Below are 21,730 nucleotides of genomic sequence, written 5' to 3' on the forward strand. Positions count from 1 at the left end.
TTGGATTAATTTACTATTGTTATTTTAAAACCCATTGTTATTCAAGTCCACTATTTATTATTGAAGGTTGACTTTAAGGCAATTTCCAGTTTATATTGGTTGCATATTCCTCAATCAAAGGAGAGATTTTGATGTCGGTGAGCGTTCTTAACTAACCAAGTTTCATATTCAGGAGTTTGGCCTTCGATTCGCTTGTGCCTTATGGCATACGTGTATTTTTTGATGCGCCATTACCCTGTACTTAGTTAAGAACAGCGGATATCATAAATCGCCTCCGGGATTGTACGTGTCCGGGTCTATTTCCGCGCTGTGTTCAGCGTGGATTTTTTTGTATAGACCTATAACGGGCCCTGCTTTCCCCTACGTTAAGGGCGGAGAATGACGTTTGTTCATTCTCCGCCCTTTTTGCGTTTTCCGGGAATATGTTCCATCGCTTAAACCGAAATTCCATTTTATAACCAAGGAGAGATCAAGCATGAATGAAAACACACTAAACAGTCTGGGTTATTCCCAAATTCAAAAAAACGTTGCAGCCTGTGCCCTATCCTATCTGGGCAAACGTTATGCAAGAGACATGAAGCCCATGGTGGACGCGCCTCTGATTCAAATGCGGCTGGAAGAGACCGCTGAGGCTGCTGCTTTGATTCGTTACGGCGCAAGTGTACCCATCCCTTCACTGGACGGCATGGAGACCATCATGGATCTGCTCGGCACCGGTTATTTGTTCACGGAGCGGGATTTCAGCCATCTCACCCAATTTCTACGCAGCTGCGCACAGCTTATGAAATACATGGAGGGTAAATCCGAGATTGCTCCTACAGTCAGCCGATACGCTTCATCCATGATATGGATGGAGTCCCTGCTGAGCGAGATTGAACGATGCATCCATAATGGTCGCCTTCAGGATCAGGCAAGCAAGGAGCTAATACGTATTCGTAAAAAAATGACGGTGAATGAGGAGCGCATGAAGCGCAAGCTGGATTCTCTCATAAGCAAACACCGCTCCATTATGCAGGAGAATGTCATTAGCCAACGTGGTGGAAGAACGGTGCTGCCCATCAAGAAAGAATTCCGCAAACACGTTAAAGGCAGTGTGCTGGATGAGTCAGGCAGCGGCCAAACCGTATACATTGAGCCAGCGGAATTAGTAGGTTTGCAAATGGAGATGGCTTCACTGCAAGCGGAGGAATCACGGGAAGAGATGAAAATCCTAGGTGACTTAACCTCCATGGCAGAGTCTTATCATCGTGAAATTGCGCTAAATACGGAAACGGTAGGGGTTCTGGATTTTCTATTCGCCAAAGCGAAATATGCGGCGACCATGGACGGACAAACTGTACGCGTCAATGCCAATGGACGGGTTCGGCTTCAAGGAGCACGCCATCCATTAATGGGCGCATCCATGGTACCTCTTGATTTTGCAATTGGTCACACGTATTCCTCACTGATCATTACAGGACCGAATACAGGCGGCAAAACGGTTGCCCTCAAGACACTAGGTCTGCTCACCCTGATGATGCAATCCGGTCTGCTTGTCCCTGTCGCTGAAGAGGGCGAGATGGCCGTGTATCATGAGGTTGCCGTCGATATCGGTGATGGGCAGAGCCTGGAGCAAGCACTCAGCACCTTTTCTGCACATATTCGCAACATGATTGGCATCCTGGCTCAAGCCGATTCATCGACGCTTGTGCTTATTGATGAGATGGCCTCCGGTACCGATCCCGGTGAAGGAGTGGGACTCTCGATCGCTATGCTGGAGGAGCTGCACAGCCGCGGAGCTACTGTTGTCGCCACTACCCATTTTGGGGAAATCAAACATTTTGCGGCAGCCACGTCTGGATTTGAGAATGCACGAATGGAATTTGATACAGTCTCGCTCCAGCCTCTCTATCGATTGCGGATTGGAGAAGCCGGGGAAAGCTATGCCTATTCCATTGCATTGAAGCTGGGGATGCCGCAGCGCATTATTGAGCGCTCCAAGCTCATTTCAGATCAGGGAGTCTCGCAACGTGTCTCTCCAAACTTTACATCAGCTGTGCCCGACGTGAATTCTTCACCATCACCAAAAAGCAGCATGGCTGAACAAAAGCATTCAAATAAAACAAGGAACACGTTGGAACCTGTCAACGAACCTGTCAGCCCGTCCGTACAAACTGGCCTTAGAAACCAGTCCAATTGGACTGGAGCATCAAAACCCACATCCCCTGCCAAAGCATTCCGAAAAGGGGATCGCGTCTATGCAGCCTATCTGAACCAGTCAGGAATTGTCTGCGATGTGGAGGACAGTCGCGGGAATATCGGAGTCATGCTGCGCGGACGCAAAGTCAAAATTCACAAGAAACGCCTGACTTTGCATATATCTGCACAGGAACTTTATCCGGGCGACGACTATGACCTCGACATTGTGCTGGAGACCAAGGAAAACCGGAAGAAGCGCAAACTGATGGGTCGCAAGCATGTGGAAGGATTGACGATTGAATTGCCTCCTGAAGAATAACCACAGGATTGATATCATGGGTGGAGTTGATATACTTTAATAAACCTATCGATCGTTCGTGGTTAAGAAATTCAACGGGGGAAGGAAGACTCATATGTCTGTTGAGCAGGATACAAAGAAGGTGACTGCAGAAGTCCTTGTATGTCCTTTATGTGGTGAAGCCAATGGCTGTTCCTATGCAGCAGGCCGCCCTCATTCAGCATGCTGGTGTAACCAGGCCGTGTTCCCCGAAGGGGTATTTGACCCCATTCCGGCAGAACAACGCAGGAAGTCTTGTATATGCGAAGCATGTCTGGATAAGTATAAAAAGAAGGCAGAGCAAAATAAAGAGCCTCACAGTTAACCCTGTGAGGCTCTTCTTCTGTCGATATTACGTTGTACTGTAATGAAGAATGTTACTTCTGCATTTGTTGATAATGCGCTACCGCTTGCTTCAGTACAGGATGGTTCTCGTCCATGGACGTATACTGGCTGAGTGCTGCTTCAATCCCTTTTTGCTGGATCGTAGTCTGAAGCTCCACTGCTTCCGGATCTTCGGAAATATTAAACTTGCAGGCAGCCGCCATTCCCATCGCCAGATGTGTTGTCTCCGTTCCGTACTCGTAAGCCTGGAGAGCCGGGCGAACCAGACGGTCATTCGGGGACAGCTTCCGCAGCGGAGAACGTCCTACACGAGTTACCTCATCCGTCAGATGTGGGTTAACGAACCGTTCCAATATTTTGGCAATGTACAGCTGATGGTCATCCGCATTGAATCCAAAACGCTTCACCAATACTGCCCCGGTTTCCTGCAAGGCCCCATATACAATAGATTTGACTTTTTCATCGGCAATAGCCTTCTGAATTGTATCAAACCCGTTTACATATCCAATATAGGCGGCAATACAGTGTCCGGTATTTACGGTAAACAGCTTCCGTTCGATATACGGCTCCAGATCATCCACATACATTACACCCTCAACCGGTTTGAAAGCAGGGGCCATTTGTGAACGGTCAACGACCCATTCATAGAAAGGCTCTACCTGTACATGTAATGGATCCTCATGATGCTGAATCGGCACAATACGGTCTACGGCTGAATCCGGGAAATACACGTACTGATCCGCAAGCAGGCGAGTACGCTCATCAAGCAGACCATATACATGTTCTTTCAGCTGAGTGCTGGCTCCAATTGCATTTTCACAGGCAATAATGTGAAGGGGCTGGAAGACATCACCTGTTCCCAGTCTGGCTGTAAGACCTTTCGCAATACCGGGAGCAATATGTTTCAGAATGCCTACACCCACGGCCGTTGTGATCAGTTCCGCTTCTGCAACGTTTTGAGCGACGGTATCCAGATTCGTTCCATCGATTGCACTCACACCGGTAACGGTCTCCAGGTCCTTGGCCTCGTTAGCCAGCTCAACCGTGTACTCTCCACGCTGCTCTAGAGCCTTAACCAGCTCCTGGTTAACGTCCGAGAAAACGACATTGTAGCCAGCACGGGACAGGATCAAACCAATGAAACCACGTCCAATATTCCCTGCTCCGAAGTGAAGGGCCTTCATAGTTCCATTTCACTTTCCAAAATAGTAATGACTTCTTCAGCGGTTTGAGCATGACGCAGAGCTTCCATGTTCTCTTCCTCAGCACAGATGACTGCGATGCTGGTCAGGATCTCCATATGTTCTCCGCCCTGAGCGGCGATACCAATCACCATATACGCTTTTTCTTCCCCAAAATCAACACCTTGCGGGAACTGAATAACCGATATACCTGTGGACAGGATGAATGATTTGGATTCCTTCGTGCCGTGTGGAATCGCCAGTCCGTTGCCCACATACGTGGAGACAATCTCTTCACGCTCCAGCATTTTGTCAATGTATTCTGCGGTGATATGTCCCGCGTCTTTCAAAATCTGACCTGCCATACGAATCGCTTCGTATTTGTCCTGAGCCGTTGCATTCATGATGACTTTATCTTTAGTTAACACACTCATGTTTGAATACCTCCAATTTCGGTTTTGCTGCGGTAAAATCCCGCAAGTTCTTGGGACAAGTAATGAATAAGGTCATCCCGGTTGCCTTTTTCAAGTAATGCAATCATTTCTTCCTGCAACAATAGCGCACTGATCTCACTCAGTACCTCCAAGCTTTCCTTCGATAACTGTCTCGGTCCAAGCATCAAGAGCACATGGCTGACACCTGCCGGGTCTTCCGGCGTGCGCAGAAGCGGCTCTGTCAGTTGGAAAAGCGTGATTGAAGGACTGTGAATGCCATCACTGCGTGTATGAAACAGCGCGAGGGAAGTCCCGGGAATTTTCTGGCTTCCAACCTCTTCACGCTCCTCCAGCAGCCTGGCAATCTCTTCTGGATTGTTCAACACACCAGATTGATGCAAAACGCTGCACATGGCGTAGGCCGTTTTGAAAAATCCGATCTCTTGATTATCCAGTGGGAACACCTGAAACTTGCCGATAATCTGTACAATTTCAATCAGGGTGGCTTCAAGCCCAACCGGATCGGTAAATCGTCCAGTTGCCCTTGACTCTGCTTCAGGTGGGGGACTATGTTCCCGTTGAAGCGTTGTTGTCCTGATGAAGTGCCTTAAACGTTCACTTTCTTCTGCCGTCAGTAGTGGGCTCACCTTGTAGTATTGATGTTTATCCATTGGCAGATCCACGGTAGAGAGAACCAAATCATATTCCGTCTTCGGTATACGTGCGGCTTCATACCATGACACGCTGTCCACAATCCGAATTTCGGGAATTTCCTTGGACAGACGGCTCGATAACATTCGTGAAGATCCGATTCCGCTGGTACAGACGACGACAGCCCTGATTTCTCGCTTCAGCACCCGCAGCCGTTCAATGGAAGCACCGAAGTGCATCACCAAAAATCCAATCTCCTCATCCGGCACATCCGTATTGGGCCAAGCCTCTCGCACCGCTTTCTTTACATCCTCAAATAATGATTCATAATCCTTGCGGATCTGCTGAAGCAATGGATTACGGATGAGCTGCCGTCCATCCATTCGTTCCAGCACCGGCTCCATGTGAGCAATTAGACCCTCACGCAGCAGCCGATCCTCATGGAACGAATAATGGGTATTCTCCTGCATTCGATCTGTGAGAGAACGAACCATATTGAGTAAGACCAGATCGTCTATGGGCAGCAGACGTGAGGAATGAATCGATCGCTCGATTTCAATCAGCAGTCTGTGAAAATAAGCCTGCTCCTCGTCCACAAAATCAATTCCAAGCTGGGCAGACAGAACACCGCACAAACGGGAAGCCAAATATTCTGGTACCTTCCCCTTGTCGCCTTGCAGCGAATTTCCAACGTCTTTTTTATCCAGTTGAGAGCCCAGACCAATACCAAAGCCCTTACGGATACGCACAACCGCTACAGACATTTGAATCAGCAGCTTCATGTATTGACGCTCCGGAATATTTTCCAACCACTCAATATCTGGCTGCCACAACGCATTTTCGACCGTAAGTACATCCTCATGCCCAATCATTTCCAATAGTTTACTGTTTACTTTGGAGACGCCCTGCTCCGCTTGCCTACCGAACAAATCGGATTCATCCAGATATTCAAGAGCGAGCGCAGAAATAGCCATGCGATGAGCCCACTCGCTTCCATTGATCTTGACCCCATATCCGCGTCTGCGAACCAGCTTCAAGCCTGCCAGATGAATGCGTGGCTCCAGATCGTCCAGATCATTGCTCGCCGTAGACACGGTTACCTTCAGATCTGAGGCCAGCGCAAGCAGCTTCACAGGCTCGGACTCATCCAGCAAAATACAAAGCATGAAGAGTTTACGCTCTTCGGGCGTAAACTCTACATATTCGTTAAGCTCAAGTTGTTGGCGCAATACAGCCAAATCATCGGAACCGGGATCAATTCGAACCCCGGTTCCCGATTTTTTTTCCAATCTCATGCCAAGGGGCTCAAGCCATTGTTCAATCATCTGCAGCTCCCGATGCACAGTACGGGTGCTTACTTTGACCGCAACAGCTATTTCGCCAGCAGTTACCTCATGCGGATGCTCCAGCAGGAACTCCACGATCTCACGCTGTCTCCTTGTAATATTACTCATCAGGAGTCCGATTTGAGGCGCTCCACCAGTGCCTCATATTCAGGACTCTTCAGGAAGTTATCGATGGAAATATGCTCTGCATTTGGAGCCACGGATTTGGCCCGGTCTGTCAATGTTTTCTGAGTGATGACGATGTCGGCATCTTGCGGAATCTCACTGATCGCCGTGTTCGTTACAGCGACATCCACACCGGCTGCCTTCATTTTCTTCCGCAGAATCGATGCACCCATGGCACTCGAACCCATTCCTGCATCACAGGAGAAGACAATTTTGTTTATGTCCGTTTTTACTGCCGCAGAAGCAATATCAGCCGCACGGTCAGCTTCCCGATTGTCTTTATCAACGGTGAGGTTACCCGTTTTGCCCTGATTTTTCATGTCTTTCATACGACTGGATGCAGTATCCAGATCTTCGTCATCCTTCTGTTTACCTGTTTTGAGCAGCACAGATGCCACAAGGAAGGAGATGATCGCAGCTACGGCTACCCCTGCAAACATGCCAAGATATCCACCCTTAGGTGTTAACAAAGAGTAAGCAATGATACTACCCGGTGACGGTGCTGAAACCAAACCAGCTCCTGTCAGCATAAAAGTCAATGTACCCGCTACACCACCAGCCATCGCAGCCAGAATCAGTATCGGTCTCATCAGAATGTAAGGGAAATAAATCTCGTGAATCCCGCCAAAGAAATGGATAATTACAGCACCTGGAGCGGAAGATTTAGCTGATCCCCGACCAAAGAAGCAGTAGGCCAGCAAAATGCCAAGTCCAGGTCCCGGATTGGATTCAAGCATGAATAATACGGATTGTCCCAGTTCTCTTGCCTGATCCGTACCAATCGGTGTCAGAATCCCATGGTTGATGGCATTGTTCAGGAATAATACTTTTCCTGGCTCAATGATCAAGTTGACCAGCGGGAGAAGACCAGCATTCATCAAGGTTTCTACCCCAGCCGATAACACCTTGCTAATCGCTTCAACGAAAGGCCCGATACCTTTAAGCGCTAGAAGGGCCAAAATCCCACCAATAATACCAGCGGAGAAGTTGTTAACGAGCATCTCAAACCCGGATTTAATTTTGCCATCGACAGCCTTGTCAAATTTCTTAATGACCCAGGCTCCCAACGGTCCCGCAATCATGGCACCAAGAAACATGGGGATGTCACTGCCGACAATAACCCCGATGGTCATAATCGCACCGACTACACCACCACGTTGGCCGTGTACCATCGTACCGCCTGTGTAACCGATAAGTAACGGCAGCAAATATTTGATCATTGGATCAACCAACAATGCAAAATCTGCGTTAGGGAACCATCCTTTTGGAATGAACAATGCCGTAATTAAACCCCAGGCGATAAATGCACCCATGTTCGGCATAACCATACCACTCAGGAAACGTCCAAACTTCTGAACGCCGACCCGTATTCCTCCGCTTTTTCCGGACTTTGCGTCCACTGAACTCATACTAAAAACCTCCTCAACATATTAAACCTTAATTCCACTGAATTTTGACACGATGATCCAGACGAACGAAGGTACAAATCTGTAATAAATCTTAATTTCACAACCATATCGTAAATGAAAACGGTATCTTCTACAACGAAATGAAAACCTACTTCCGTCATGAACGTTGATGACAAGATTTAAATTTGAAGGATTGTCCCATTTTGAACCTTGTATAAGGAATGGAACCTGTTATTCCCTTTCCTGTATCATACCCACGAATTACCCCATTTTAATGACAAATAAAATTGTAAATTTATTCAATTTTAATGAGCAGTTTCTATCTCATTCAGGATTGATGATGAAACACGTTAGGGTGTTATTCATTTCATTCAAATAATCTGAAATACTCTAATAACAACGGCAAAAAGCGCAATTGCTCAGCCCGTTACAGGTGAGACAATTGCGCCTAAGTATTCTCCGGATTAGCAGGATTACCATCCGGATCTATAATCAATCGATTCATTCTTTTTAAGTTAAACGGCATTTGGCCTGAGGCTGAAATTCAGTCTCCAGCGGAAAATGCAACCCTAGTTTTATTCCGTATGTTTACGATACGCATCCGCATTCATCAATGTGGACAGTGCTGCTGTCAAATCGCCCTCAACACGGATTTCGATCATCCAGCCTTCTTCATATGGAGAGTTATTAACTAGCTCCGGGGAATCCTGCAATGCCTCATTTACAGCAACAATTGTTCCACTTACAGGAGAAAACAAATCCGAAACGGTTTTGACGGATTCAATTGTTCCAATGCTGTCTTCCGCCTTTACATCCGATTCAAGGTCAGGCAATTCTACAAACACAATGTCACCCAGCTGATGCTGCGCGAATTCGGTAATGCCAATACGTACGGTATCCTCCCCTACGGTCTGCACCCATTCGTGCTCTTCACTGTACAGGAAATCACTTTTTAATTCGCTCATCGATATCCGCCTCGCTTTTCATTAATGAGTGCATGCGCTTCTTTGACCTTAACCTTTTTCCCAAAACATAGCGTATGATATTTTAGATTCAAATGTCAAGATACCTTACAATTTATTTGACTTTCTTCCTTATATGCCTGTAACTCCATTGGGCTCTCTCTACATATAATGGTGAATATTAGAAAAGTAAGCGTGCTCTTTAAAAATATACGAACATTACAGAATCATATTGAAATATCATTCGGATTTTTTGTTGATTTCTATGATATCGTTCTTGACATCAATAGTCGATTCAGGCTTTAATGAGAGTAGTAAATATGTTTGTTGGTCTATGCATTACCCGCGGATGAATGTAAAGGGAGAGATTACCCTTGACACCCGAATCAGGGTGTACATGCGGTAACGCCGAAGGAGTAAACCACCGACAAGCGGGAGGTGAATCTCTCAGGCAAAAGGACTTTTACGGGACGCAACTCTGGAGAGCATCTATTCGCCCTGTGTGGGCGTTAGGATCACCCAAGGGGAAACCTGCTGCATCATGCGGCGGGGTAACTCTCAGGTACCAAGGACAGAGCCTAAGAATACAGCGTGCTTCTGGCATGCCGGTTCTTTGGCCTGTCCTTTTCCTTTTTCCCAAAAAAACGAAAACAGGTTATAGAGCGGCGCTGCCTATAGCGTCCTTACCTTACTTTTATAATTAAATGTTGATGCCAGATTCATTGATCCACGGTTAGACACTCGGCCGGTTGACGGCCCATGACGAGGTGATTGGATGTCCGATTTGCTTAGAACCCCACTCTTTCCACTCTATCAGCAGTATGAAGGCGTACGATGCATTGATTTTGGTGGCTGGGAGCTCCCGGTACAATTCAGCGGAATTCAGAAAGAGCATGAAGCGGTACGAGAACGTGCCGGATTATTTGATGTATCCCACATGGGTGAATTCACCGTACAAGGTGAACACGCGGAAGCTTTTTTACAGCACATGACGACCAATGATGTAACAACACTCGTTCCCGGTCAGGCTCAATACACGTTAATGTGTTATCCGGATGGCGGCGTGGTCGATGATCTGTTGATCTATAAACTGAAAGACCAGCATTATTTGCTGGTGGTTAATGCCTCCAACATCGACAAGGACTGGTCATGGCTGCAGCAGCACATGTCGCCAGGCGTAACGATGACTAATGATTCCGAACAAACGGCGCTGCTTGCCCTGCAAGGCCCACTTGCTGTGGATATTCTCGCAAAGGTGACAGACACTGATGTGTCTTCGATTGAGCCTTTCCGTTTTGTACCGAATGCAAAGGTATGTGGCGTTACTTTACTGTTATCCCGCACCGGATATACGGGTGAAGACGGATTTGAGCTCTATGTTCCTGCCGAACAGGCCGCTGTGGTCTGGAACGGATTGATGCAGGCGGGAGAAGGTTACGGACTCGTTCCGACCGGACTGGGTGCCCGGGATACGCTGCGCTTTGAAGCCAAGCTTCCCCTGTATGGACAGGAGCTGTCTGCAACCATCTCGCCGCTGGAGGCTGGCGTTGGCATGTTTGTGAAGCTGAATGCCGGGCCGTTTATCGGACATGAAGCCTTGTTGCAGCAAAAAAATGATGGGCCTGCCCGCAAGCTGGTCGGCATCGAAGTGCTGGAGCGTGGTATTCCCCGCCCCCATTATCCGATATACGCCGAAGGCGTACAGATTGGTGAAGTAACCACAGGCACCCAATCCCCTACGCTAAAACGCAATCTGGGGCTGGCCTTGATTGACAGCAAATATGCTGCACTGGGTACCCCGCTGGAGATTGAGATTCGTGACAAGAAACTGAAAGCCGAGGTCGTGAAGACCCCTTTTCATAAACGGACACGTGCGCCAAAGACACCTACTCAAGGAGCTGATCAAGCATGAGCAAGCACCGCTATATTCCCATGACCGAGCAGGATCAGAGTGCCATGCTGGCAACCATCGGTGTGGAAACAATTGAGGATCTGTTCCATGACATTCCACAGGAGATTCGCTATCAGGGTGAACTGCCTGTTTCCTCCAAACTGGATGAATATGCACTCACACGTCATATGTCAAAGCAAGCGGGAGCCAATGCCAACTTCGAGACACACGCCAGTTTCCTGGGTGCAGGCATTTATGATCACCACGTTCCTTCCGTCATTAATCATGTCATCTCCCGTTCCGAGTTTTATACTGCCTATACTCCTTATCAACCCGAGATCAGCCAGGGAGAATTACAGGCGATTTTCGAGTTTCAATCCTACATCTGTGAGTTAACAGGCATGGCTGTAGCCAATGCCAGCATGTACGATGGCGCGACTGCATTCGCAGAAGCAGGCAATCTTGCCGCAGCGGCAACCCGCCGCAAACAGCTGATTGTGTCACGTACCGTGCATCCCGAATCCCGTCAGGTATTGCAAGCTTATGCACATGGCCTCAATCTGGAGATCGTTGAGATTGGGTATCAAAATGGTGTAACAGACTGGGATGCCCTGCAAGCCGCTGTGTCCGATGACACCGCAGCCGTCATGATCCAGAGCCCGAACTTCTTCGGCGCCGTGGAAAATGTAAAACAGGCCGCAGATCTTGCGCATGCGCACAAAAGCCTGCTCGTGGTCAGCGCCAACCCGCTATCGCTGGGTCTGCTGGAAGCCCCAGGCAAGCTGGGTGCTGACATCGTCGTTGGCGACGCACAGCCCCTTGGTATCGCCGCTTCACTTGGCGGCCCGACATGCGGATATTTCGCCGTATCCCAGGCTCATATGCGCCGGATTCCTGGCCGAATTGTAGGCCAGACAACGGACCGCAACGGAAAGCGTGGTTTTGTACTCACGCTGCAAGCACGTGAACAGCATATTCGTCGTGAAAAGGCGACGTCCAACATCTGTTCCAACCAGGCTTTGCTCGCACTGAGTGCCTCTGTCTATATGTCCATCATGGGTAAACAAGGTATGATCGATGTCGCTGATTTGAATTTGCAAAAGAGCCATTATGCCCTGAACACACTTACCGCAATTCCAGGGGTCTCTCTTACGTTTACTGCACCAACGTTTAATGAGTTTGTTATCCAACTGCCTGAAGCAACAAATGTGGATGCCCTGCAACTGAAATTACTCGATGCCGGCTTCATTGGCGGGTATGAACTTGGAAGAGAGTATTCCGAGCTCGCCGGACATATGCTCATTGCCGTTACCGAACGACGCAGCAAGGAAGAGATAGACGAATTCGCACGTGTATTGGAGGGATCGCTGTGACTCAGGAAACGACAACAAAGGCAACTTCAGGAACAGGACAACCGGAAACAGTAACCTCAGTCTCCACTTCGGGCCATGCGGAAACAGTTACAAAAATCTCTGCCCAAGCTGCCTCTTCAGCACCGGAGCAATCATTGATTTTTGAACTCAGTAGCCCGGGTCGGGTTGCGTACTCCTTGCCAGAATGCGACGTTCCCCGGCAAGCTGCCGATTCCCTGATTCCCCGGGAAATGCTTCGATCGGAAGCAGCAGCATTGCCTGAGGTTTTTGAAGTTGACGTCATTCGCCACTACACTGCTCTGTCTCGTCGTAATTTCGGAATAGATAACGGATTCTATCCGCTAGGTTCTTGTACGATGAAATATAATCCGAAGATTAATGAGGATGTGGCCCGTTACAACGGATTCGCCAAAATTCATCCATATCAGCACGAATCCAGCATTCAAGGTGCACTTGAACTGCTCTACACGTTACAAAATGACCTTGCTGGCCTAACCGGTATGGATGCCGTTACACTGCAACCTGCCGCTGGCGCACACGGCGAATGGACCGGACTCATGATGATCCGGGCCTACCACGAAGGTCGTGGTGAACAGCGTACGAAAGTCATCGTACCGGATTCTTCTCACGGCACCAACCCGGCAAGTGCAACCGTTGCAGGTTTCGAAACGGTAACAATCCCTTCCCGCGCAGACGGTCTGGTAGATCTGGACGTACTCCGCGCTGCTGTAGGGTCGGATACCGCAGCGTTGATGCTGACCAATCCGAACACACTCGGACTTTTTGAAAAAGACATTCAGGAGATTGCCTCCATCGTGCATGAGGCTGGTGGCCTGCTGTACTATGATGGTGCCAACTCCAATGCTATTATGGGCATCACCCGCCCTGGCGATATGGGCTTTGACGTGGTACATCTAAACTTGCATAAAACGATGAGCACTCCGCACGGCGGTGGTGGACCTGGTGCCGGCCCGGTTGGCGTGAAGAGCCGCTTAATTCCGTTTCTGCCGAAACCGATGGTCATCAAAAATGATGAGGGCATATATGCATTGGATCGCGAAAGCGATCAATCCATTGGCCGGGTCAAAGCGTATTACGGCAACTTTGGTATTCTAGTCCGTGCCTATGCCTACATTCGCACCTATGGACCTGAAGGCTTGCGCCGGGTATCCGAATGCGCGGTGCTCAACGCCAACTACATGATGGCCCGTCTCGCACCTTACTACGAGATTCCGTATCCAGGCGTGTGCAAACATGAATTCGTGATGTCTGGCCGGGGATTGAAGCAGTATGGTGTACGTACACTGGATGTCGCCAAACGATTGCTTGATTTTGGATATCACCCGCCAACCGTGTACTTCCCGCTGAACGTGGAGGAGTGCATTATGATCGAGCCGACGGAAACCGAGAGCAAAGAAACATTGGATGGGTTCATTGATACGATGATCCGCATTGCCAAGGAAGCAGAAGAGACACCTGAACTGGTACTCAATGCCCCTTATGGCACACCGGTTACCCGTCTGGATGAAACAACAGCAGCCCGTAAGCCTGTATTGAACTGCGCTTGCAGTTGAAAGCTAATCGTTATAAATGACCAAAAACAGTCGCACTTATGTGCGGCTGTTTCCTTTTAACCTGTTAGTTTTATCTCATTCTCTTCGGTCCAGTGCTTTCAATTTTGATCGTATGTCTCTTCGAAGGCTCAGCGGATGATCACCGATGTTTCGTCTTCTTTGCGATAGATAACCGCAGAATAGAAAGTTCCGCTTAAAACAAAAAAAGCCGGTATCTGCTGTAACAACAGATACCGGCAAAATCGCTGCACGACTGCAGCTTTTTTATCGGAAAAAGAAACCCTTAAAATCGGGTGGAAACCCCATAAAATTACGCTTGAATGCTTTGAACCAATTCAACGACTTGTTCAGCCGTTTGCATATCCAGTGCTTTGGCAGCAAGCTCTTGCATGTCTGCACGGGACAGTTTGGTGATCTGACTACGAGCTGGCAGAATGGATGTTGCGCTCATGCTGAACTCATCCAGTCCGAGACCGAGCAGCAATGGAATTGCTGTTTCGTCTCCGGCCATCTCTCCACACATGCCAACCCATTTACCTTCACGGTGCGCTGCATCGATAACCATTTTAACCAAACGCAAGATGGCAGGGTTATAGGGTTGATACAGATACGATACACGCTCGTTCATACGGTCAGCAGCCATTGTGTATTGAATCAGATCGTTTGTTCCGATACTGAAGAAGTCCACTTCTTTGGCAAATTGATCCGCCAGAACCGCAGTCGAAGGAATTTCGACCATGATTCCCAGTTGGATGCTGTCTGAAACAGCAATACCTTCAGCGACCAGCTTTTCCTTCTCTTCGAGCAGGACAGCCTTCGCTTCACGGAATTCCCCCAGTGTTGCGATCATCGGGAACATGACACGCAGGTTACCATGTACGCTTGCACGCAGCAATGCACGCAATTGCGTACGGAATATATCCTGACGGTCCAGACACAGACGAATTGCGCGGAAACCGAGGAATGGATTCATTTCTTTTGGCAGATCCAGGTATGGAAGCTCTTTGTCTCCACCGATGTCGAGTGTACGAACGACAACAGGTTTACCTTCCATTTTCTCCAGTACAGCCTTGTAAGCATTATACTGAATGTCCTCGGAAGGAAGCTTGTCTCTGCCCATATACAGGAACTCGGTACGGTACAGGCCTACAGCCTCGCCGCCATTTTCCAGAACACCGGCAACATCATTCGGAGTACCAATGTTGGCTGCCAGTTCCACATGAACGTTGTCCACTGTTACCGTTGGCTCATCACGCAGTTTTCTCCACTCGGCACGTTGTGCATCGTATTGCTCCTGTTTGGAACGATATTCAGCAATAACATCATCCGTTGGATTAACAAGTACATGACCGTCCAAACCGTCAACGATAATCATATCGCCTTGTTTAGCTTGAGCCAGAATGTCCTTGGTTCCAACGACAGCAGGGATTTCAAGCGAACGAGCCATGATTGCGGAGTGCGAAGTACGTCCACCAATATTCGTTGCAAAACCTTTTACATATTGACGGTTCAGTTGAGCCGTGTCGGAAGGCGTAAGATCCTCCGCAAGCACGATCACTTCTTCACTGATCTCAGCTGGACTCATGAATTCGATACCAAGCAAGTGATTCAGCACACGTTTGGTTACATCACGCATATCTGCAGCACGTTCCTGCAGGTAAGCACTCTTCATGTTTTCGAACATTTCGATAAATTGCGTTGCTGTTTCGTTCAATGCGAATTCCGCATTAACCTTATCATCTGCAATTTTCGCTTTAACCGGATCAATCAGTTCCGGGTCATTCAAAATGAGCAAATGCGAAGCAAAAATCTCAGCTTTTTTCTCGCCAAGCTCTTGTAAAGTACGCTCTTTGATCGCCTCAAGCTCAGCCTGGGACTTGCCCAGAGCTGAGTCGAGTTTCGCGATCTCTGCGTCAACGTCGTTGATTTCGCGTTTTTCTACAGAGTAATTGGGATGCTCCAAGATAAACGCCTTGGCGATAGCAATACCCGCCGAAGCCGCGATCCCAGAAACATTAAGCATTAATTTCGCCCAGCCCTTCGTTAACCATAACGTCTGTCAGAGCTTGAAGAGCTTCTGCTTCGCCTTCACCTTCAACGATGATGTTGATGGTGTCGCCTTGTTCCAGACCAAGGGAAAGTACGCCCAGGATGGATTTCAAAGTTACTTTTTTACCGTTAGCTTCTGCAAAGGATTCTGCACCTTTGAATTTGTTTGCTGTATTAACCAGGGCTGTCGCCGGACGTGCGTGGATACCATCTTCGTCTGTAATTCTGAATGTTTGTTGCATTACAATCATCTCACTTTCAATAATTTAGTTTAGGCATTGCATCTATTTACACTTGCTTGCCATTGTCGTAACACTTCTTATTTTATCTCAATGATTGGCTGATCGCCAATTTTCAGTACGCCGCTCTTCTTGAGCGTCACTGTTGAGCCTTCTGGCAGGTTGGTGAAAATGACCGGAGAGATGATCGATGGCGCGTTGGCTTTGACATACTCCAGATCTACTTCCATAATCGGCTGTCCTGCGGATACCAGATCACCTTCCTGCACGAGCACGTTAAAGCCCTGACCTTTCAGCTTCACCGTGTTGACACCTATATGAACAAGCACTTCCTTGCCTCCGTCAGACATGATGCCCACGGCATGTTTGCTTGGAAATACGTTAAACACTTTGCCATATACAGGCGATGTAATCTTGCCATCATGAGGCAGAACAGCAAAGCCGTCACCTGTCATTTTCTCGGCAAAGACCGGATCAGGAACGTTTGTGATGTCCATCAGTTCACCATTCACAGGCATAACGATGTCCTCGGCAACAATACGTTCGCCCTCTGCTCCCTGTTCCTTCTCCTTTTCAGGAGTTGGTTTGACCTCAGCTGCTGGCGTTGGTGCCGGTACTCGTCCTGCAATGATATCCTGCATCTGGGATTTAATCGTATCTGAGCGTGTACCGAAGATGGCCTGTACATTATTACCCACCTCAAGCACACCAGATGCACCCAATTGTTTCAAACGATCTTTATTTACACTGGATTTCTCATTTACTTCAATCCGCAAACGAGTAATGCAGGCATCCAGATGTTTGATATTCTCTTGTCCACCGAATGCAGCAAGAATGTTGTGAGGCAGATCATCCGTTGATCCGGAGCCTCCACCTGATGCTGTTTCAGGAGTTGCATCCTCACGTCCCGGTGTTTTGAGGTTGAATTTGCGAATGATGAATCGGAATCCGAAATAGTAAATCACTGCAAGAATCAAACCTACGATGATAACATCCCACCAAGGTGTGCGATTCGGGATAATCCCGAAGATCAGGAAGTCAATGAATCCACCGGAGAACGTCATCCCGATTTTGACTCCCAGAATTTGCATTGTCATGAAAGACAAACCTGCAAAGATACAGTGTACTGCAAACAGGATTGGTGCTACAAACAGGAATGAGAACTCAAGCGGCTCTGTAATCCCTGTCAGGAACGAAGTCAGCGCAGCTGATCCCATGATCCCTGCAACATACTTTTTGTGTTCCGGTCTTGCTTCATGGTACATCGCAAGTGCCGCAGCTGGCAAACCGAACATCATGAACGGGAATTTACCAACTTGGAACGTTCCTGCGGTAAGGTTCACACCATCACGCAGTTGATTGAAGAAGATTTGCTGGTCGCCACGAATGACATCTCCAGCTTTGTTCACATATTCACCGAACTCAAACCAGAATGGCGAGTAGAAAATGTGATGCAGACCGAACGGAATAAGTGACCGTTCTACGACCCCGAAAATGAACGCCGATAATGTCGGACTTGTATCTACCATGAAGTGAGATACAGCATTCAGTCCATTTTGAATCGGAGGCCAGATGACCACCAGAAGCAACCCGATCAAGAGGGAAACAACTGAAGTGATAATCGGGACAAAGCGTTTACCTGCAAAGAATCCGAGGTAAGACGGCAGTTCGATTTTGAAAAATCGATTGTAGCATAGTGCGGCGGTAATACCTATGATAATACCTCCGAACACGCCGGTACTCAATGTAGGGATACCCAAGATGCTGGCGTAACCTGGTACTTCACCGATCATCGCAGGCGTAACACCAACAGCCGTACCCAGAGTAACGTTCATGACCAAGTAACCGATGATGGCCGCAAGACCTGCGACACCTTCACCTCCGGCCAGCCCGACGGCTACCCCGACAGCGAACAGCAATGCCAGATTATCAAATACGATCTGCCCTGCATTCATCATAATCGTCGCGATTGAGCTCACCCATGGAGTATCTAACACAGTAGCATACTGTAGGAAATCCGGGTTCACAAGCATATTACCGATTCCTAGCAGTAGACCTGCCGCTGGCAGGATGGCTACAGGTAGCATAAGAGCTTTACCTACTCTTTGCAACACACCAAAAAGCTTTTTAAACATTGCGTCGTATCACCCTTTCTTTTAATTTTTTATGTTGTGAAGCAAGCAAGGGAAAACAAAAAAGGCACGAGTTAATAAAGGAAATTGATCCAACCTTCGGGTATAGCATACCCGGTATAAGGAAAGAACAATCACGCTCTATATAACTCATGCCTGATCGAATCAGTAACACGTCGTTTGTGTTTATTCAGTTGCTTGATTACGGAAATCATTGTAGCACCACTTTAAAAGCGATGCAAGCCTTTACACGAAATTTGTCGAATTAGAATTCCACTAGTGGAATTATTTCACTTGTTCTCTTCTTCTTTCCTTTGATTCAAGCGTTGCAAATGAATGGTCAGATAGCCTACTTCAGCAGGATATACAGGGAGATTCAACCTCTTTTCCATCACCTTGGTTAGCTTCCATGCAAGCGAGTACATTTCAGGATACTCCAACTTCAACAGGGAATCCAATTTATGAAGTTCTTCCACTTTGTCTCCCCGACGGACGCGCTCCAAGGCGAATCGAAGATGGGTCAGCAACCGGGAGTAGTCGAGTGATTCCGTCTCAAACGAATAATCCAGTTGGGTGGACACCAGGCTCACCAAATCGGTAATCAGTTGGGAATGCTCCCGAACTTGAGAAATATTTTGGTTGGTCATGGCACTGTAGATGTGAAGGGCAATAAAACCGATCTCATCCATTCCCAAATCTACGCCCAACTTTTCCTTAATCAAACGCACCGCATAATCACCCATGCGATATTCGTCAGGATAGATTTCACGGGTTTCATATAGAAATGGATTCTGGATGACAATGCCTTGTTCTTTCCGCTTTAATGCAAAAGAAATATGATCGGTCAATGCGATATGAATATGTTCGTTTAAAGGAACGTCCGTATGTTCTGCAATATACGTAATGACTTCATTAATGATTTCAATCAAGGCTTCATCCACTTGTGGAAGAAGCTGTTTATACTGCTCTTGCTCCTGCTGGTTTCTCAGAATGAACATCTTCTCCACAGCCATCAGTGGAATAATGTCATTTGTTTTCCGATTGAAGCCGATGCCTTTACCAATCACGACAACTTCTCCATGTTCAGGATGCTGTGCAATAATTACATTATTATTTAGAGCTTTGGCTACTTGCAGGCTACTCAATGTTTGCACCTCTTTTTCACACCATCTTAGGTGTGATTCAGTCACACCATAGTAAGAACGAAAAGACATCCGGAAGCGGGCAAACCGCGCCGGACGTCTCGCTTAAAAAGTAACAAAAATTCGTCTTAAGGTCAATAGAGCATAAGTGCTTTACGACTCGTTGTCTTACTCATCAACACCAGCTTTTTCCACAATCTTGTCGATTATAGAGGGAGTCGTTACAGGCTCACTCTGTTGAATAGCAATCGGTGCTGCTGTTTTAGGCTTGGTGAAACCTTTAATTAACTGCTCCACATCAATGCCGGAGACACTTTTGAGCATCTCGGGAGCCGTTGCCATGAGCTCTGTTACATAATTGCTTACACGAGCAGCGCCTTCACCCTTACCTGTATCCACAACGGTCAGCTTATCAATTGCGGAAATCGGCTCGGCAATTTTACCAGCAAGTTCAGGCAGCATTTTGACGATGATATCGAGCACGGCTGCTTCGCCAAACTTTTGGAACGCTTCGGCCAGCTTCTCCTTCGCTTCTGCTTCAGCAAGACCTCTCAGACGAATAACTTCTGAATCCGCTGTACCTTTGGCAAGTTCTGCATCCGCCATAGCCTGCCCTTCCAGCCGCTTCTGCTCAGCTGTTGCCTTAGCATGCGTCTCGATGGAATACTGTATCGCATCGGCTTCACGCATTCTTTTGGCTTTATCCGCTTCGGCAGCCTGCTCCACCGCGTAACGATCGGCTTCTGCTTTTTTCTTCACTTCAGCATCATATTGCTTCTCACGTACGATAATTTCTTTCTCTTGCAGGTCAATTTCACGTTCCTTACGAACGAGTTCAACCTTCATCTCTTCCTCTACCACGGTTTGTCTTGCACGCGCTTCGTGAATATGGTACGCCTGATCCGCTTCCGCTTTCGCTGTATCCTGATCCCGCTTAAACGTCGCAACTTTCAGTTCCTTCTCTTTTGCAGCTTCAGCGATATTCGTATCACGCAGCAGCTCCGCTTTTTGCCCTTGCTCTTCCGCATTGGCCTTCTGAATACGTGCATCCCGCATCGCTTCCGCTTCCGCAATTTCAGCATCCCGCTTAACGGCTGCTATTCTCGGTTTACCGAGAGCATCCAGATAACCTTGTTTGTCACGGACGTCTTTGATTGTAAACGAGACAATTTGCAGTCCCATTTTTTTCAGATCTCTGGCTGCTACACCTTGAACCTCTTGCGCGAAGCGATCTCGGTTACGGTATACTTCCTCCACCGTCATCGTTCCGAGGATGGCCCGCAAATGACCCTCCAGAACCTCCTGTGCTTCACCTCTTAACGACTCCACTGGTTTACCAATGAATTGCTCCGCTGCGGTAGCCACGTCTTCTACAGCGCTTCCCACCTTGATAATAGCGACACCATCGGCAATGACCGGTACACCCTGTTCCGTGTATACTTCCGGTGTGGAAACATCCAGCTTATGGGACAACAGTGAGATAAATTCCGATTGCTGGAACACCGGCAAGATAAATGCGCCGCCGCCACGAACAATTTTAATTTTTCGACCGGAGTCATCGTCCGAAATGTTTTTGCTGCCAAGGAACGAACCTGTTACGATCATCGCTTCATCCGGCCCAACCGTTTTGTACCTCGCCCAGAAAGCCAAACCAAGAATCAGAATCACACCGACAACGATTGCAGGAATCAACAATACATCCATATCCAAATTAAAATTACTCATTCCACATCTCTCCCCTTATTCCATAAGTGCTTACATGCTAACGGTTAAACTACCTTAAACATCTTTAAATACATCTTCATCCCATTCCGATACACGCAGCACACCTTCGGTTACATCTACAACTACAACACGCGCTCCCGCCGCAATGGGACGATGTTCGAAGCTGGATGCCGTGTGAACTGTATTACCGGCAGCAATTCGAATCATGACTTCTCCAAAACCCTTTTCCGGTACCGGAATGGTAATTTCTCCAATTTTCCCGGATAGCTCTTTCATGGAAAACGCAATGGAGACGTCACTGTTACGCATTGGCTTGATATATGCAAAGAATACCAGCATGGCTGCAGCAATACCTATAAGCAGGGATAGTATCAGTGCCGAAATCGCACTTATCGAGCTATAACGTGTCAGCATAATACCGGCCCCGCCAAACGTCGTTATGGAACCAGCCAGCACAACAGGTTTGAAAAAATCAAGGCCAGGCAATTCAAAGGCCCCGTCCAGCAAGCCATCAATCAAGTCACCTAGCACAAGGCTGACGACTGCAAATATGGCTCCTCCAATCAGACACCCCCAATAGATTGACTCCATTCCCCG

The 21,730-nt window shown here is 47.8% G+C and carries 16 protein-coding genes and 2 riboswitches; of the genes, 5 read left to right on the forward strand and 11 right to left on the reverse strand.

Translation table 11 applies throughout. The annotated features are described in order from the left end of the window. Positions 1 to 475: 475 nt before the first annotated feature. Entirely contained in the window at positions 476 to 2,497 is a 2,022-nt protein-coding gene (locus Q0V21_RS07795; RefSeq protein WP_301878299.1) for an endonuclease MutS2, read from the forward strand. A 94-nt stretch (positions 2,498 to 2,591) separates the two neighbouring features. Beyond that, positions 2,592 to 2,840: a cysteine-rich CWC family protein gene (locus Q0V21_RS07800; protein WP_301878301.1), complete on the forward strand. Its 249-nt coding sequence runs from the start codon at positions 2,592 to 2,594 to the stop codon at positions 2,838 to 2,840. 52 nt (positions 2,841 to 2,892) lie between these two features. Here the strand turns inward: Q0V21_RS07800 and Q0V21_RS07805 are convergent, their stop codons facing one another. The 5 genes from Q0V21_RS07805 to gcvH form a co-directional block, all read right to left on the reverse strand. Further along, complete coding sequence (locus Q0V21_RS07805; protein ID WP_301878302.1) at positions 2,893 to 4,044, reverse strand: mannitol-1-phosphate 5-dehydrogenase; 1,152 nt, start codon at positions 4,042 to 4,044, stop codon at positions 2,893 to 2,895. Further along, positions 4,041 to 4,475 carry a PTS mannitol transporter subunit IIA gene (locus Q0V21_RS07810; RefSeq protein ID WP_024633110.1) on the reverse strand — a complete coding sequence of 145 codons (435 nt, stop codon included), beginning with the start codon at positions 4,473 to 4,475 and terminating at the stop codon, positions 4,041 to 4,043. Before Q0V21_RS07810 ends, Q0V21_RS07805 begins: the two co-directional genes overlap by 4 nt. Continuing rightward, positions 4,472 to 6,580 carry a BglG family transcription antiterminator gene (locus Q0V21_RS07815; RefSeq protein ID WP_079350655.1) on the reverse strand — a complete coding sequence of 703 codons (2,109 nt, stop codon included), beginning with the start codon at positions 6,578 to 6,580 and terminating at the stop codon, positions 4,472 to 4,474. The genes Q0V21_RS07810 and Q0V21_RS07815 overlap by 4 nt, the downstream gene beginning before the upstream one ends. Further along, the gene (locus Q0V21_RS07820; RefSeq protein ID WP_024633108.1) at positions 6,580 to 8,046 is read right to left on the reverse strand and encodes a PTS mannitol transporter subunit IIBC; all 1,467 of its coding nucleotides are present in this window, start codon (positions 8,044 to 8,046) and stop codon (positions 6,580 to 6,582) included. The genes Q0V21_RS07815 and Q0V21_RS07820 overlap by 1 nt, the downstream gene beginning before the upstream one ends. A 575-nt stretch (positions 8,047 to 8,621) precedes the next feature. Further along, complete coding sequence (gene gcvH / locus Q0V21_RS07825; RefSeq protein WP_024633107.1) at positions 8,622 to 9,011, reverse strand: glycine cleavage system protein GcvH; 390 nt, start codon at positions 9,009 to 9,011, stop codon at positions 8,622 to 8,624. A 346-nt stretch (positions 9,012 to 9,357) separates the two neighbouring features. Continuing rightward, positions 9,358 to 9,481, forward strand: a riboswitch (glycine riboswitch). 3 nt (positions 9,482 to 9,484) lie between these two features. Then, a riboswitch (glycine riboswitch) is annotated at positions 9,485 to 9,585 on the forward strand. 198 nt (positions 9,586 to 9,783) lie between these two features. Between gcvH and gcvT the strand changes: the two genes are divergently transcribed. The 3 genes from gcvT to gcvPB all read left to right on the forward strand — a co-directional run bounded on the left by gcvT (position 9,784) and on the right by gcvPB (position 13,846). Beyond that, entirely contained in the window at positions 9,784 to 10,920 is a 1,137-nt protein-coding gene (gene gcvT / locus Q0V21_RS07830; RefSeq protein WP_301878303.1) for a glycine cleavage system aminomethyltransferase GcvT, read from the forward strand. Next, positions 10,917 to 12,272 carry an aminomethyl-transferring glycine dehydrogenase subunit GcvPA gene (gene gcvPA / locus Q0V21_RS07835; protein ID WP_301878304.1) on the forward strand — a complete coding sequence of 452 codons (1,356 nt, stop codon included), beginning with the start codon at positions 10,917 to 10,919 and terminating at the stop codon, positions 12,270 to 12,272. The genes gcvT and gcvPA overlap by 4 nt, the downstream gene beginning before the upstream one ends. Before the next feature lie 95 nt (positions 12,273 to 12,367). Next, the gene (gene gcvPB, locus Q0V21_RS07840; protein WP_301878455.1) at positions 12,368 to 13,846 is read left to right on the forward strand and encodes an aminomethyl-transferring glycine dehydrogenase subunit GcvPB; all 1,479 of its coding nucleotides are present in this window, start codon (positions 12,368 to 12,370) and stop codon (positions 13,844 to 13,846) included. A 310-nt stretch (positions 13,847 to 14,156) separates the two neighbouring features. Here the strand turns inward: gcvPB and ptsP are convergent, their stop codons facing one another. The 6 genes from ptsP to Q0V21_RS07870 form a co-directional block, all read right to left on the reverse strand. Next, on the reverse strand, positions 14,157 to 15,869 hold the full coding sequence (ptsP, locus tag Q0V21_RS07845) for a phosphoenolpyruvate--protein phosphotransferase (RefSeq protein ID WP_285078846.1): 1,713 nt from the start codon (positions 15,867 to 15,869) through the stop codon (positions 14,157 to 14,159). After that, the gene (locus tag Q0V21_RS07850) at positions 15,862 to 16,137 is read right to left on the reverse strand and encodes an HPr family phosphocarrier protein (protein ID WP_024633102.1); all 276 of its coding nucleotides are present in this window, start codon (positions 16,135 to 16,137) and stop codon (positions 15,862 to 15,864) included. The genes ptsP and Q0V21_RS07850 overlap by 8 nt, the downstream gene beginning before the upstream one ends. Positions 16,138 to 16,214: 77 nt before the next feature. Continuing rightward, entirely contained in the window at positions 16,215 to 18,269 is a 2,055-nt protein-coding gene (gene ptsG / locus Q0V21_RS07855; RefSeq protein ID WP_079350659.1) for a glucose-specific PTS transporter subunit IIBC, read from the reverse strand. A 287-nt stretch (positions 18,270 to 18,556) separates the two neighbouring features. Next, positions 18,557 to 19,411, reverse strand: coding sequence for a glucose PTS transporter transcription antiterminator GlcT (gene glcT / locus Q0V21_RS07860; RefSeq protein ID WP_301878306.1), 855 nt, complete (start codon positions 19,409 to 19,411; stop codon positions 18,557 to 18,559). A gap of 165 nt (positions 19,412 to 19,576) precedes the next feature. After that, complete coding sequence (locus tag Q0V21_RS07865; protein ID WP_079350660.1) at positions 19,577 to 21,133, reverse strand: flotillin lipid rafts scaffold protein FloT; 1,557 nt, start codon at positions 21,131 to 21,133, stop codon at positions 19,577 to 19,579. Between the two features lie 54 nt (positions 21,134 to 21,187). Next, on the reverse strand, positions 21,188 to 21,724 hold the full coding sequence (locus Q0V21_RS07870; protein WP_301878307.1) for an NfeD family membrane protein: 537 nt from the start codon (positions 21,722 to 21,724) through the stop codon (positions 21,188 to 21,190). Positions 21,725 to 21,730 lie beyond the last annotated feature (6 nt).

It is taken from the genome of Paenibacillus sp. 11B (assembly GCF_030487755.1).
Lineage (GTDB): Bacteria > Bacillota > Bacilli > Paenibacillales > Paenibacillaceae > Paenibacillus > Paenibacillus vandeheii.